The organism is Acinetobacter sp. WC-323 (assembly GCF_000314615.1).
GTDB classification, from domain to species: domain Bacteria; phylum Pseudomonadota; class Gammaproteobacteria; order Pseudomonadales; family Moraxellaceae; genus Acinetobacter; species Acinetobacter courvalinii.
Genome location: NZ_AMZS01000046.1, coordinates 1 through 13,620, shown reverse-complemented (window position 1 = coordinate 13,620; position 13,620 = coordinate 1). Strand labels below are relative to the sequence as shown.

Below are 13,620 nucleotides of genomic sequence, written 5' to 3'. Positions count from 1 at the left end.
TCCCCTAAAAATTAATTGGCTGTATTGGCGAGTTGCTGATCTGCTTGACTGTTCCGATGCTGGATATATGCTCTCCAGCCGCCAAAATGGCTGATATTTTCGGCATCGCCTAAGCCATAGGGTTCACAAATAAAGCCTTTCACCCAACGGCCATCTTCAAGTTCGACATTGCCCATGCCCAATGGGGTTGGAATTTCTGCCACAAACTCACCGAAGCGTGCTGCAGGTACATCCCAAAGCTCGACAATGATGCTTTGCCCATCTTGCTGACGAGCCAAACCCGGTTTTGGTGGAACTGTGCCATTCAATGCATACAGTGCATAATCTTGAGAAGTCTTGGTGGTTTCGACATGCACTGCACCACGCGTGGTGAGTTGGAAATTTAATGGCATCCCGGTTAGATGCGCCCCTACAACCGCGACCCGAATATGATGAGGAGACAATAAAGTTGCTGTATTTGTAGATAAAGGCTTATCTACAGCACCGAGTTTCAGTGCCAGATAGTTCTGCCAGGCTTTACCAAAATGCACCAGCGCTGCATCGTGCCAAGCCGGTGCAATCAAGCTGATACCAAAGGGTAAATGGTCTGCTCTAAAGCCGGCAGGTAATGCCAAGGCACTTAAATCGGCAAGGTTGGTGAAATTGGTATACGTACCGAAATGCGCGTTATATTCAATCGGGTGCTGTTGCATTTGTTCAATGGTATAAATCGTCGGTGATGTTGGTACGATCAAGGCATCAAACTCAGCCAAGCTCGTTTGAATTTTTCGGCTTAAGTCTTGCTTTAAATATTCAGCATTGTAGGCATCCACCGCAGAATATTTTTCACCTTGTTGAATGATCTCTAAAACCGTTGGGTCAAAATCAGCCGCATTGGTTTTAAGTAGACTGGCAGCCGCAGCGGTACGCTCTGCCACCCAGGCGCCTTGATAAAGTTGCGCTGCAAGTTGCTCAAAAGCAGAAAAATCAATGGGCGTGATTTCTGCATTTAAACTTTCCAGTAATTGAATGGTGTGTTGAAAGGCTTTCTCTGACAGCTCGTCACCAAAGAAGTTCAATTTATCCGGAATGGCAAATTTCAATTTGCTGGAAAAACGTGCAGGTACATTTTTCGGGTGCTGACGTGAATAACTGTCTAAAGCATCATAGGCTTCGGCCTGATTGGCAACCAGTTCTGCATCAGAAACCGTCAATGCAAAAATAGAAATACAATCAATGCTCTTTACCGCAGGTAATAAACCGCGATTAGAAAAGCGCCCTTTGGTTGGCTTTAAACCCACAATATTATTGAAGGCTGCTGGCACGCGTCCTGATCCTGCAGTGTCAGTTCCCAAAGAAAATGGCACCCAACCTCTGGCCACAACACTGGCAGACCCCGAGCTTGAACCACCACTGACATATTCAGGTTTAAAACTATTTGGCACCGCCCCAAATGGTGAGCGTGTGCCAACCAAACCTGTGGCAAATTGGTCAAGGTTGGTCTTGCCAACAACAATCGCACCGGCCTGTTTCAGTAAACGAACCGTCTCGGCATCCTGCGTAGCCACGGTATTGAGGGCTTTACATGCTGCCGTAGTAACAAAGCCAGCCACATCAATATTGTCTTTGACTGCAAATGGCACACCGTATAACGGAAACTGTTTATGCAAATGGTCAGCATCTTGAGTCAGTTGCGTTAATGACTGAATCTGTTGTTCCAATAGTTCTGGGCTGACAACAGAAATCCAGGCAACATCATGAGGATCAATTGCTGCAACCAGTTCTTTTAAAATATCCAGCTGAATTTCTTTGTTTAAATACGCGGCTTGCCATTCAGAAATTGTCCAGCCCAAAGTTTTTAGTTGATGCATTTTATGAATCCTATCTTGTATACAAGTTTGAATAGATAAATGCAGAAACTGTGCCAATTTTATTTTTATATATAAATTAATTACTTAATATCTTATATGAACATGAGTGAACTTCTAGGGTTTCGTTGTGGTGCTAAAAAATATGTTGTGCGAATCAATGTGCGCTATAAATCAGCAGATAATTAGAGTGACATCAAAGCTTGAGGAAATTGTGGAATAAGGCGTATTAATTTTTTTATGCTTATCGGATTATTTATTTACTTTTAGATAGTGTACGAAATCTTCAAACTCAGTTGCGACAGCCTGAATCGCTTGCTGCTCCATGGTTCTAAATTTTTTAAGTACCTCTTGCCCTAATTCAGTCACCACTGCACCACCACCATGCGTTCCGCCGGTTTGGGTATCGACTAGATGAGAATGAAAGCATTGATTCATGGTGCCCACCAATTGCCATGCACGGCGATAACTCATCTGCATGGATTTTGCCGCTTGGGAAATTGAGCCTGTACGCTGGATCGCTTCAAGTAGCTCCGCTTTACCGGGACCAAAAGCAATCTGCTCCTCTGAAAAAATCCTGACATGCAGTTTTAAACGTGGTTTTGACATCAAGATCCACCTAAGATTTGATGATGCATTTCACATCATCAAATCCTATCATTATAAAGTTAGAAATGAATCACAGTACGAATCGACTTGCCTTCATGCATTAAGTCAAAGGCTTCATTAATATCATCCAATGGCATGGTATGCGTTACGAATGGTGCCAGCTCAATCTCGCCCTTCATTGCATCTTCCACCATTTTTGGTAATTGGCTACGGCCTTTTACACCACCAAAAGCAGTTCCCATCCATTTACGGCCTGTCACCAACTGGAATGGACGAGTTGAGATTTCCTGACCTGCACCTGCAACCCCGATAATCACCGATTGTCCCCAACCGCGATGTGCGCATTCCAGTGCAGAACGCATGACATTGGTGTTGCCGATACATTCAAAAGAATGATCAACGCCCCAACCGGTCATTTCAACAATCACTTGCTGAATCGGCTGTTCATAATCTTTTGGGTTAAGGAAATCTGTTGCACCAAACTGTTTTGCCAACTCAAATTTATCAGGATTGGTATCAATCACAATAATACGGCCAGCTTTGGCTTGACGTGCACCTTGTACCACAGCAAGGCCGATACCGCCTAAACCAAATACAGCAACACTGTCGCCCTCTTGGACTTTCGCCGTATTATGTACTGCGCCAATACCAGTGGTCACACCACAACCCAATAAGCAGACTTGTTCATGATTGGCTTCAGGGTTAATTTTTGCCAGAGATACTTCAGCAACCACGGTATATTCACTAAAAGTTGAACACCCCATATAGTGATAAATCGGTTGGCCCTGATAAGAGAAACGCGTGGTACCATCTGGCATCACACCTTTACCTTGGGTGGCACGTACTGCCACGCATAAATTGGTTTTACCCGATTTACAGAATAAGCATTCTTTACATTCAGCGGTATACAGCGGAATCACATGGTCGCCCACTGCAACACTGGTCACACCCTCACCAACTTGCACCACAACCCCAGCCCCTTCATGTCCCAGCACTGCCGGAAAAACACCTTCTGGATCATCACCTGATAGAGTGAAAGCGTCAGTATGGCAGACTCCCGTATGGGAAATTTTAATCAGTACTTCCCCTTTCTTGGGTGGTTCAACATCCAGCTCTACGATTTGTAATGGTTCGCCTGCGGCAAAAGCAACGGCTGCACGAGATTTAATCACAATGACACTCCTTACTTTAAATAAGATTTAAGAATTTTACTGACTTGAATGAGCTCTTGACTGCGTTGTAACTCCGAAGATTCGCCAACGACCAAGGTATCTTTTAAATGAATTTCGAGAAGTTCGGTCATCAAACCATTTAATGCGCCACGAACTGCACAGATTTGCTGCAAGATATCAGCACATTCTGTGTCATTTTCCAAAGCACGCTCTACACTTTGAACTTGACCTTGGATTCGTCTTACACGTGTGAGAATCTTTTTTTTATCCTCTAATTGTTTAGGCATAATGTCGACCACATTAAATCTAAAAATATACTATACACCAGTATAGTAATAGAACTCAATGTTTGCTCATTGATAGACTTAAAGCGCTCACTTTCAAGAAGAACAGAGATAGAAAAATTAAGTTTTTAAAATGATAAAATATTGATTATATTTATTATTACATTTAAACCTTGGAACCCAAAAGCGTTTAGAGATATAACAAAATCAAACATCTATACATTATTGTTGGACTGGCACGCTTGATCAATAAAATCATAAACAATTCATACCATTTTAAAATCATGGCTCTTGTTATTATGTTTGGAATGGGCGGCTGTTCTTTGCCCCCTAATCAGAACCATGATCGGAGTAACTCCTTGAACACTAAAACAAAGTGGATGAATGATCCACAAGCCGATCTTAATATTGAAAACGGTTTAACGGCTTTTTTAGCTTTGGATGATGCCTTCTTAAGTATGGCCTCACGGATGCATTTGATTCGAAATGCCCAGCATCAGCTGGATTTACAATACTATATCTGGAATGATGATGTCATCGGCAACATGATGTTGCATGAATTGCTCAAAGCAGCAGACCGCGGGGTAAAAGTCCGTTTACTGATTGATGATCAGAATGGCATAAAATTAGACAAAACCTTAAAAGCCCTCGCCCGACATCCAAATTTTGAAATCCGTATTTTCAATCCCTATAAGTTTAGACATTTACGTTTTATTGATTATGTATTCAGACTGAAACAGATTAATCATCGTATGCATAATAAGCTTACCATTGCTGATCATTCGATTGCAGTAACAGGTGGCCGTAATATCAGTAGTGAATACTTTGATGCAGGTGAGCAATTCCAGTTTAGCGATATGGATATTTTATTCTACGGTAAAGCAGTCGATCGCGCAGAACAGGTTTTCGAAGAATTCTGGTCCGATCAACTCAGTTATTCAACAGAACAGTTAATGGGTGCGGGTTCGCCGCAGCAACTTGAGGATTTAAGAAATAGCTATAAAGCTTTAGATCAGGTTGATACCCCGACCGAAGATAAACTTGAAGCCGCACAAGATTATTTAAAACTTCGCCTACAAAACTATCCGGTGCAATGGGCAAAAGCACATTTTGTCGCTGATCACCCGAGTAAGGCCTTAGGAAAGGCCAAAAATCAGCAGCTTTTGTATGCCCAAGTTCTGAAAATTATGGGTAAACCTGAACAACATATGGAGCTGGTCTCCGCTTATTTTGTACCGACTCAACAAGGAACTGCCTACCTCAATCAACTCTCTAAAGACGGGATAAAAGTACGTGTCCTGACCAATAGTCTGGTAGCCAATGATGTCGCCGTAGTGCACTCTTTTTATAGCCAATACCGTAAACCACTACTACAAAGTGGCGTGCAACTATATGAATTTAAACCGAATATTGAACGTAAAAAACGAACCTGGTATGAAATTGCGACTGGGAGCGTAATCCCGGTGAAAGGCAAGAATCGCTCCAGCTTGCATGCCAAATTTTTTGATGTCGATGGAAAGGTGTTTATTGGTTCATTTAACTTTGATCCACGTTCTGCGCATTTAAACACTGAAGTTGGCTTAGTGGTTGAATCTGACCATTTACAAGACCAGATTACGGCTATGCTGGATCAGCATTTGCTACAAGTGGCCTATCAGCTCAAACTGGATCAAAATGGCAATATTGTCTGGTATGAACATAAGCCGAATGGTGAAGTGGTTGAGCATCACCATGACCCTGAAAGCACCAGATTCCAGCGCTTCACCATGCACGTTGTGTCTTATTTTCCAGTTGAATGGATGATGTAACGAAGCTTGTTTAGTTAAACCCAATTGACCTCAAATAAACATAGCCCTTCTATCTCTAACGGCATCTTGATTTGTGTAAAAGATGCCTGTTCAAGTGCATTCACATGTTCTTGTCTGGTCATATAAAGCTGATCATTCTGCATTGCATGTGCTGCACACAAATGATCACACACTAAATAATGGCCTTGGGGTTTTAACAAGGTTTTTGCGATTTTATGAAAATCGGTTGCATAGCGTTTATGTCGCAACTCGTGTAATGCTTGATGGATAATGATCAGATCATATTGCTGAGTAAAAGTATTTTGCCAGCCAGTCTCTTTAAAGTTTCCAACAATATAGGTTGCTCGAGCTCTTTCAGGATTATTAAGTTTTTCTTGTGCCAGCTGATGCATTGCTTCTGAAAAATCGAAAGCGGTATATCGAAGATCAGCAAGTTGTGAGAGCAAATGTTGAGCTAAGAATCCAGGTCCAGAACCAAGTTCCAATACATGACATTGTCCAGACACATGCTGTCTAATTAGATTGACATAATATTCAAAGAAATCCTTTCGCCACGGTCTTTTCACATTCGCCGTTTCTTGCCATTCCAAAGCATCAGCGAAAATTCTTAAATCAATTGGGCTTTCAACATCCTTCATTTATTTCCCTTTCTATATAATTAAATTAAACCAATTTGCTTAAAAAATTGCTGATATACCTCTGCTTTTTTTTCCAGTGCTAATGGATATGCACGTGATGACGACGGTAAACGATATAAATTCAACTCCCGATCGAGATGTTGAACCTGTACAGATTGACCAATCAGCGGTTTGATTGGCTGATCGGGGAAATGCTGCATCAATGTATCTGTGGCCTTATCTCCCGTAGTCATGATGGTATGACACATGGGAATCTGTTCAAGTAACTTTGATAAATCTGTCGGTGTGACAATTTCTAAAAATTTATCTGAAGCATTCCCTTGTAAGCGTTTTATCTGATATGCCGTATCAAATATTCCGATACCAATCTGAGTCAGAAAATCCCGGATCAGTTGCTGTTTAAAGTTTTTATTAGGTAAATCTAAAAAATGATTTTTATTTTGAAAGAAAATTAGACCAAATATCCGCCACATATCGTTCTGATAGTTAGGATAGTAAAAATTCATCTTCCAGCGGCTTTGCGGCGGTGGAAAACTGCCGAGCATCAATAGCTTGGCATTGGAAGGTAAAAATGGTTGTAATGGATGTGTTTCTATTTCTATATCAGTCATTTATATCAATAGCCAAATTTTAAATTGAGTAAATCATTTTGTTTATTTTATAGAATTTTCCAGTTTTTTGCTTGGATCTTTTGTTGGTGAAAATTTCGCCTTAACAAAATTTTAGCAAAATTTTAACAATATCTTTTTCTTTTATGAGCTTTGAATTTGCCGATTTGACAGTAAAAGAATGGGTGAAAAACCTTTGCTGAAGATATAAAAAAACCGCTTAAAGAAGCGGTTTTGCGGACGCGGGTTCAACTCTGATGGCGGGAGTTGAACAATAACTATAAGGCACTGATTTAATAGGTACTTATTTCAGGTATAACATGCTTGTATAACGCTCGTATAACATTTTATTATGATTAAGTATGATTAACAACAGTTTATTTTTTATTCAACCCCGACATTGGGAGTTGAACTCAAGAGTTAATAATATCCAATTTTTTCAAAATTAAAATTTTGAGAATCAACCCATGCAGCAATACTATTCGATTTTTGTGCAATTTTTTCAACATGTTCTTCATGCATTACATCATACATAAACCTACTTTTTGATATATATCTGACACACTTTAATCCCGTTTCATCGTAAATATCTAATTTGACTAGGTGTGAACCTCCAAAATCTATATACACTGGACACTTAGCCTCAAGCCAAGTACTTCTAGGCTTAACCCAATCAAATTGATGATATCCATTATAATTTTTATTTACCTCATCCTCAATTTCATGCATAGAATGCACCCACCCCCCAACACCTCTTCCATTAAGGTTAGCTTTTGTTATCTCTGGCTTTTCAGCTTGAACTTCTTTTAACTTCAAAAAAATACCGCTGTTTGCACCATGCAAATGCCTCTTGGCCTTATTCCATATTAATTCTTTAGCCAACTCAGTTTCTGGATTCGGTAAAGCATGATATATATCAAAATTTTTTTGAAATCCTCGACCATCAATCACCCAAACTAAATTCTTGTAAAACTCTTCCCTCGATACTCTTTCTTTATCTGACATAGGTGAATGCTGTAATTCAACTATTATGCCTGTTGGTGTTTTTACATCAGCTCGATGTATTTCCCCATCTAGAGCCTAATGGCTAACCTCCCGACATTCTAATGGAAAATTATTCTTCCAATCTCTATGCCATTGAGTTTCATTCTCCCACCATGGATCACAATCCCTTACCCTGTAATGTGCCCAATGATTCATTAATTTAGGTCCACACTTTGCAATTGTCACAGCCCCACAAATCGGACACGTCCCTCTTCCACCTTTAAATGCTTCTTTCCGCTTATTATTTACTAAAGCTAATTGCATTTATTCACCTTAATGGTTAATCGTTTTAGGATATTCTTAAGACAATACATCAATTCTTATGAATTAAACCTACCCAAAATATAAAAAAAAATTAAGTTAAGAAGGAGTTAAGATAATGTGCGCTAACTACGAACCCATAGCTCGAAGCCGGGCACAATTACTCAACCTGCTTGAGCCCACATTTGAATACAAAGCCGATCTTTACCCCGGCTACAGCGGACCTATTCTTATATCAACCGAGCACGGCATTGAATGGAGATCCGCACGCTTCGGTCTTGTGCCAAATTGGGCGGACGATATTAAGAAAGTTAAAAATACGTATAACGCCCGATCCGAGACTGTGGCTACAAAGCCAAGCTTCCGCCACGCCTGGTCTAAAAATCTATTTTGTTTAATCCCAGTCGAAACAATCTTTGAACCAAAGTACATTGATGGCAAATCGCATTGGTATGGGATCTATCGGCAGGATGATATGCCATTTACCGTTGCAGGGATTTATGAATATGCCGTTGTTAACGGCGAACTTGTTGTATCAATGAGCATGTTAACGATCAATGCGGATATGCATCCATTTATGAAACAGTTTCACGCGCCAGATGATGAAAAGAGGTCTATTGTTGTAATTCCCAAAGGTAGAAGAAAAGACTGGCTTACCTGCAGTAATAGCGAAGCACAGGATTTTTTGGTTGATATGCCACAGGATGAATACACTGCAGCACCAAAGCCCAATATTCTGAACAAGTTATAACCCCCCTTACAATTATTTTTCAATTATTAAGCAAGTAAACCGCCAATTAAATGGCGGTTTTATTTTAATCATCCTGATCAAATATCTGTTGAATGATAACTCCCAAGATAATAAAGCACACTGATAGTAATGCTTTTCCGTACCACTCTCCAAACCAGACTTTGTTAAAGCCCGTTATATCGAGATTCTCTTTAAACCCTATCCAATCAGCTACACCCCAACCTACTGTTTTTATTGAATAAAACTCAAGCAACGGGTAGAAGCCGAAACTCAATATTAAAGCGCAAACTGGGTAAAACCAAAGCTTCGATATGTATATGCCAACATAATTTTTATATACAAAAACAAATGAAACTATGCATACCATAAAATACAGCAACATATTTATAGCAATTTTCAAATTAAATCCAAATCGAATACTAAAGTAAAATAAGATGAATGCTAAAACAGCTGAAACAAATCCTAAAACCCTCATTTTTATTGCTCCAAAGAGTTAATAAATTAAAATGCAATCAAATAAAATCACGTTACAAACAAAAATGGAATATCAACCAAACAAAAACACGTAACAAATTATGTCAAAACAAGTAAGTATTTATCTTAAAATGTTAAGTGACAAATTTTGTCACTTTTATACTATACTATTCTTTCTACATTATAATATTTTTAAAATAAATTATTACTTTATTTTTTAATATATCCCAACTTTTCAAATACTTAAATAATCCAACACCAATCACCATATTATAAATCATAAAACATTATAATAACATTATTGCTGTAAACAGATTATTCTACATTAATCATTATTTATAATATTTAAATTCTTATGAAATTAATGTTTTGAAATATTTTGCATATGCGCTGTTGCATTTGATTAATTTTTAACCAAACCCACAGACCTCCACGTCAGCCTATGACTTGTCCTTATTTATCCACAGAATTTTAAATTTGAATTTCTAATGATAAAAAATTTATTCTAAAAAGGTAAATCCAAACACGCCCAGTAGCGTAGGAGAAAACCAATGTCTAAGAAGTTGCCAATATACTTCTCTGACGGCGCATGGTCGAGCTTGCAAGCTCTCATGGGACCTGAAGGGAAACCAAGCCCCACCGTTAATGCTATTTTTGAACAAATCGCGTTTCAAACGGATCTGATCGATAAACTCGGTCTAACCCCTATCCTTCCAAAATCTAAAGCAGCTATCCCCTTTGCATTAGAACGCATACCAGCTGGTCCAGCCTTCACAACTAAAGATGATGTTGCTACTACAGTCGACCTAAATGAATACCTGATTCATAACCCAATATCATCCTTCATAGCGCGTGTTGATAGCGAATCAATGCTCGGTGCAGGTTTAGAAGTCGATGACCCAATAATCATTGATCGCAGCATAGAAGCCGCTCATCAGGACATCGTTGTTGCGTTAATCGACAATAAAGACTCAACGATTAAACGCCTCATGATCACCGCTAAAATGTCAAAGAACGACATTAGAGAGATATTCGGTGATGAGAACTACCCGTTGCCGAAAGTCTGGCTTAAAGCTGAGAATCCAGCGTATCAGCACATCATCCCTGCAGATAATCAAACTGTTGTTGTTTGGGGTGTCGTGACATTCAACTTAAAGCGTATGCATTACCGCTCATAATAAGAAGAATAGTCATGAAAAGTAATACTCGCATATTCGCCTTGGTGGATGTGAATAACTGCTACGTCTCATGTGAACGTGTTTTTAATCCATCCCTCAATGATCGCCCAGTAATAGTGCTCAGCAATAACGACGGCTGTGCAGTCGCTCGCTCTCAAGAAGCTAAAGATCTAGGCATCAAGATGGGCGTTCCACTCTTTCAGATTCGAGACATCGTAGAGCGGCACAATGTTGTAGTGCTTTCAAGTAACTATAGTGTCTATGCTGAAATGAGCAAAAGGTTTATGGCTATCTTGCGAACGTACGTAACTGAGAGCGAGCAAGAAGTCTATTCAATTGATGAGTGCTTTTTAGATCTAACAGCTTATTTAAATAATTATGATCTAACGACGTATTGTCATGGCATGAAAGAAAGGATTTGGAAATGGATAGGCCTTCCCGTTTGCATTGGGATTGGCAGATCAAAGACTGAGGCAAAGATAGCAAATCACATTGCAAAGAAGAATAAGGCGTTTGATGGTGTATGTAATTTAGTTGCCATGGATCCTTGCAATAAAGAATCATATCTGACTTCAATTGACGTATCGGAAGTTTGGGGAGTCGGGAGAAAGCATTCTAAGAAACTAAACGGAATGGGAATTAATACTGTTTTAGATTTAGCTATGGCCTGCCCTGAGTATATTCAGCAACAGTTTTCAGTTGTGATGAAAAGGACTGTTTATGAGTTGCAAGGCATATCGTGCATTGAGATAGAACACACACCACCAAGTAAAAAGCAGATCATTTCATCTAAATCATTCGGCCAAAAAGTTACTGAGCTCATAGATCTTCAAGAAGCTGTTTCACTCTACATGCAAAATGCTGTGGTCCGGTTAAGAAAAGATAGATTGCTTTGCGGTTGTATTATAGTTTTCGCTCAATCAAACCCATTCGACAAGCACAGGCCTTTCTTCAATAGGTCGCTTTCATTACCAATGAGTGTACCAACTGACAATGTCATGCGAATGGTGCAGGTGGCAACATTCTTAATAAGACATTTATATGCGCGGGGAATTGAATATAAAAAATGCGGGGTAATTTTGACAGGCTTAGAGCCTAAAGACACCTTTACCTATGATCTTTTGACAGACTGGGATAAGGACGAAAAGGATGAGAATTTAATGACTACTATCGAACAAGTAGTCGAAAAGTTTGGGAAACATAAAATTGCTGTAGGTAGTTGCCGATTACCAAACAGAGGTTGGTCTATGACAAGAGACAAACTAACGCAGAACTATTTTAGCTGGGATGGCTTGACCAAAGTAAAATAATGTGTGTATAAACATCATTAATGTAATTTTATTGTTAAAGGTGTTTTATGGTATCTAGCTTCAGGATTGTTTCTAATAATAATGGTGGTGATGGGGTGCACATTGAAAAAGGTGTAACTGTGCCCCTAGATTTAGAAATAAAAGCTAGTGGAAATGCAAAAAATGGGTTTTCAATACATGCAGACAGTGTAGAAAGCATTACATCACTTGATTTAGAGACCACTTATAATAAGGAAGATGGCTTTAGAATTTTTAGTACTAATGAAGACTTAAGAACCTTACTTCAATTGGATGAAACCGTTGATTTAGAGAAGGTGAAAAAAGTTATTATCGAAGCTGCTGATCAACCTGAAGGGGAAAGAAAAGAGTTCTTAAGTGAAAGTTTCTTGAATAAATTGGATAAAGGTTCCGCAATCACAGAACGTGTTGTGAAACTAATAGCCGCTTGCTCGGGACTGTTCTAAATTTTGTGTAAGTACTTAATTTTCATTTATCCTTCAGAGGATAATTACAAAAGGTACTTCACATGGATGAAGCAACAATCAAAAGTATGGCTGCCGAATTGGCTAAAGGTCTAAAAACACCAGAAGACTTAAACCAAATGACAGCAGTCTTTAAAAAATTCATGATTGAAACTGCACTCAATACTGAACTTTCAGACCATCTCGGTTATGAAAAGCATCAGCCCAAGAAAGGCTCAAATAGCCGTAATGGGTTTAGTTCTAAAACCATTACAACTCAAGATGGACAACTGGCTTTAGATATTCCCCGTGATCGAGAAGGTTCATTTGAGCCACAAATTATCAAAAAGCACCAAACACGCATCACCAGTATGGATGACCAAATCCTCTCACTGTATGCAAAAGGAATGACTAATAGGGAAATTGTAGCCTTCTTCAAAGAAATGTACGATGCCGATGTGTCAGCATCTCTCATCAGCAAAGTTACCGATGCTGTGATTGAGCAAGTGACTGAGTGGCAAAATAGAGCCTTAGATAGCCTTTATCCTGTTGTCTATCTTGACTGTATTGTTGTCAAAGTCCGTCAGCACTCCAATGTGATTAACAAGTCCGTATACCTTGCTTTAGGCATCAATATGGATGGGCAAAAAGAATTACTGGGTATGTGGATTGCTCAGACAGAAGGTGCCAAATTCTGGCTGTCAGTCATGACAGAGCTAAAAAATCGAGGAGTACAGGACATTCTTGTTGCCTGTGTAGATGGATTAAAAGGCTTTCCTGACGCGATAGCCTCTGTTTACCCTCATACTGATATTCAACTGTGTATTGTGCATGTTGTACGCAATAGCCTGAGATTTGTAAGCTGGAAAGACTACAAGGCTGTTACGTCGGGTCTGAAAGCGATTTATCAGGCAAGTACAGAGGAAAATGCTTTAAAGTCCCTAGACATCTTCTGTGATCAATGGAATCACCAGTATCCCAAAATTGGAGAATCCTGGCGGGCCAATTGGGAAAATATCCGAACGATCTTTAGCTATCCAGCCGAAATACGTCATGCTATTTATACAACAAATGCGATTGAGTCGTTGAATAGCGTAATACGCCATTCAACGAAGAAAAGGAAAATCTTTTCATCTGATGACTCAGTAAAGAAGGTCATTTACTTAGCAACATCA

General features: G+C 39.4%; 15 protein-coding genes. 6 read left to right on the top strand and 9 right to left on the bottom strand.

What is annotated here, in order from left to right:
• Positions 1-11 precede the first annotated feature (11 nt).
• The 4 genes from atzF to ACINWC323_RS08605 all read right to left on the bottom strand — a co-directional run bounded on the left by atzF (position 12) and on the right by ACINWC323_RS08605 (position 3,915).
• Complete coding sequence (gene atzF / locus ACINWC323_RS08590) at positions 12-1,850, bottom strand: allophanate hydrolase (protein WP_009512661.1); 1,839 nt, start codon at positions 1,848-1,850, stop codon at positions 12-14.
• Positions 1,851-2,099: 249 nt separating this feature from the next.
• A complete protein-coding gene (locus ACINWC323_RS08595; RefSeq protein ID WP_009512783.1) occupies positions 2,100-2,456 on the bottom strand; it encodes a winged helix-turn-helix domain-containing protein in 357 nt (118 codons plus the stop codon).
• 59 nt (positions 2,457-2,515) lie between these two features.
• On the bottom strand, positions 2,516-3,625 hold the full coding sequence (locus tag ACINWC323_RS08600) for an S-(hydroxymethyl)glutathione dehydrogenase/class III alcohol dehydrogenase (protein WP_032869770.1): 1,110 nt from the start codon (positions 3,623-3,625) through the stop codon (positions 2,516-2,518).
• A gap of 14 nt (positions 3,626-3,639) precedes the next feature.
• Positions 3,640-3,915 (bottom strand): metal/formaldehyde-sensitive transcriptional repressor, encoded by a 276-nt coding sequence (locus ACINWC323_RS08605; RefSeq protein WP_004653592.1) that lies wholly within the window; start codon positions 3,913-3,915, stop codon positions 3,640-3,642.
• A gap of 296 nt (positions 3,916-4,211) precedes the next feature.
• Between ACINWC323_RS08605 and ACINWC323_RS08610 the strand changes: the two genes are divergently transcribed.
• Positions 4,212-5,720, top strand: coding sequence for a phospholipase D family protein (locus tag ACINWC323_RS08610; protein WP_050560467.1), 1,509 nt, complete (start codon positions 4,212-4,214; stop codon positions 5,718-5,720).
• A gap of 14 nt (positions 5,721-5,734) precedes the next feature.
• Here the strand turns inward: ACINWC323_RS08610 and ACINWC323_RS08615 are convergent, their stop codons facing one another.
• The 4 genes from ACINWC323_RS08615 to ACINWC323_RS20550 all read right to left on the bottom strand — a co-directional run bounded on the left by ACINWC323_RS08615 (position 5,735) and on the right by ACINWC323_RS20550 (position 8,274).
• On the bottom strand, positions 5,735-6,358 hold the full coding sequence (locus ACINWC323_RS08615) for a class I SAM-dependent methyltransferase (protein WP_009512842.1): 624 nt from the start codon (positions 6,356-6,358) through the stop codon (positions 5,735-5,737).
• A 20-nt stretch (positions 6,359-6,378) separates the two neighbouring features.
• Positions 6,379-6,969 (bottom strand): uracil-DNA glycosylase family protein, encoded by a 591-nt coding sequence (locus tag ACINWC323_RS08620; protein ID WP_009512529.1) that lies wholly within the window; start codon positions 6,967-6,969, stop codon positions 6,379-6,381.
• A 417-nt stretch (positions 6,970-7,386) separates the two neighbouring features.
• Positions 7,387-7,971, bottom strand: a complete 585-nt coding sequence (locus tag ACINWC323_RS0119080; RefSeq protein WP_009512857.1) for a hypothetical protein — start codon at positions 7,969-7,971, stop codon at positions 7,387-7,389.
• Positions 7,972-8,046: 75 nt separating this feature from the next.
• On the bottom strand, positions 8,047-8,274 hold the full coding sequence (locus tag ACINWC323_RS20550) for a competence protein CoiA family protein (protein WP_081401851.1): 228 nt from the start codon (positions 8,272-8,274) through the stop codon (positions 8,047-8,049).
• Between the two features lie 115 nt (positions 8,275-8,389).
• Here ACINWC323_RS20550 and ACINWC323_RS08625 point away from each other — a divergent pair, with 115 nt between their 5' ends.
• Positions 8,390-9,022, top strand: a complete 633-nt coding sequence (locus tag ACINWC323_RS08625) for an SOS response-associated peptidase (RefSeq protein WP_009512815.1) — start codon at positions 8,390-8,392, stop codon at positions 9,020-9,022.
• Positions 9,023-9,086: 64 nt separating this feature from the next.
• On the opposite strand, the gene ACINWC323_RS20160 is transcribed toward ACINWC323_RS08625, so the two are convergent.
• Positions 9,087-9,497, bottom strand: a complete 411-nt coding sequence (locus ACINWC323_RS20160) for a hypothetical protein (protein WP_032881527.1) — start codon at positions 9,495-9,497, stop codon at positions 9,087-9,089.
• A 550-nt stretch (positions 9,498-10,047) separates the two neighbouring features.
• Here ACINWC323_RS20160 and ACINWC323_RS08630 point away from each other — a divergent pair.
• From ACINWC323_RS08630 to ACINWC323_RS08645, 4 genes are all read left to right on the top strand, one after another.
• Entirely contained in the window at positions 10,048-10,674 is a 627-nt protein-coding gene (locus ACINWC323_RS08630) for a LexA family protein (protein ID WP_009512740.1), read from the top strand.
• Positions 10,675-10,688: 14 nt separating this feature from the next.
• Positions 10,689-11,984, top strand: coding sequence for a Y-family DNA polymerase (locus ACINWC323_RS08635; RefSeq protein ID WP_009512612.1), 1,296 nt, complete (start codon positions 10,689-10,691; stop codon positions 11,982-11,984).
• 47 nt (positions 11,985-12,031) lie between these two features.
• A complete protein-coding gene (locus ACINWC323_RS08640) occupies positions 12,032-12,448 on the top strand; it encodes a hypothetical protein (RefSeq protein ID WP_009512615.1) in 417 nt (138 codons plus the stop codon).
• A 62-nt stretch (positions 12,449-12,510) separates the two neighbouring features.
• The coding region (locus tag ACINWC323_RS08645) for an IS256-like element ISAba26 family transposase (protein WP_009506471.1) at positions 12,511-13,620 on the top strand (1,110 nt) is incomplete at its 3' end.

Excerpts from the sequence above, each read along its gene's own strand:
- ACINWC323_RS08615 (WP_009512842.1), bottom strand. The coding sequence starts at position 6,358 with ATGAAGGATGTTGAAAGCCCAATTGATTTAAGAATTTTCGCTGATGCT.
- ACINWC323_RS08620 (WP_009512529.1), bottom strand. The coding sequence starts at position 6,969 with ATGACTGATATAGAAATAGAAACACATCCATTACAACCATTTTTACCT.
- ACINWC323_RS08625 (WP_009512815.1), top strand. The coding sequence starts at position 8,390 with ATGTGCGCTAACTACGAACCCATAGCTCGAAGCCGGGCACAATTACTC.
- ACINWC323_RS20550 (WP_081401851.1), bottom strand. The coding sequence starts at position 8,274 with ATGCAATTAGCTTTAGTAAATAATAAGCGGAAAGAAGCATTTAAAGGT.
- ACINWC323_RS08605 (WP_004653592.1), bottom strand. The coding sequence starts at position 3,915 with ATGCCTAAACAATTAGAGGATAAAAAAAAGATTCTCACACGTGTAAGA.
- ACINWC323_RS08640 (WP_009512615.1), top strand. The coding sequence starts at position 12,032 with ATGGTATCTAGCTTCAGGATTGTTTCTAATAATAATGGTGGTGATGGG.
- ACINWC323_RS20160 (WP_032881527.1), bottom strand. The coding sequence starts at position 9,497 with ATGAGGGTTTTAGGATTTGTTTCAGCTGTTTTAGCATTCATCTTATTT.
- ACINWC323_RS08635 (WP_009512612.1), top strand. The coding sequence starts at position 10,689 with ATGAAAAGTAATACTCGCATATTCGCCTTGGTGGATGTGAATAACTGC.
- ACINWC323_RS0119080 (WP_009512857.1), bottom strand. The coding sequence starts at position 7,971 with ATGTCAGATAAAGAAAGAGTATCGAGGGAAGAGTTTTACAAGAATTTA.
- ACINWC323_RS08610 (WP_050560467.1), top strand. The coding sequence starts at position 4,212 with ATGTTTGGAATGGGCGGCTGTTCTTTGCCCCCTAATCAGAACCATGAT.
- atzF (WP_009512661.1), bottom strand. The coding sequence starts at position 1,850 with ATGCATCAACTAAAAACTTTGGGCTGGACAATTTCTGAATGGCAAGCC.
- ACINWC323_RS08630 (WP_009512740.1), top strand. The coding sequence starts at position 10,048 with ATGTCTAAGAAGTTGCCAATATACTTCTCTGACGGCGCATGGTCGAGC.
- ACINWC323_RS08595 (WP_009512783.1), bottom strand. The coding sequence starts at position 2,456 with ATGTCAAAACCACGTTTAAAACTGCATGTCAGGATTTTTTCAGAGGAG.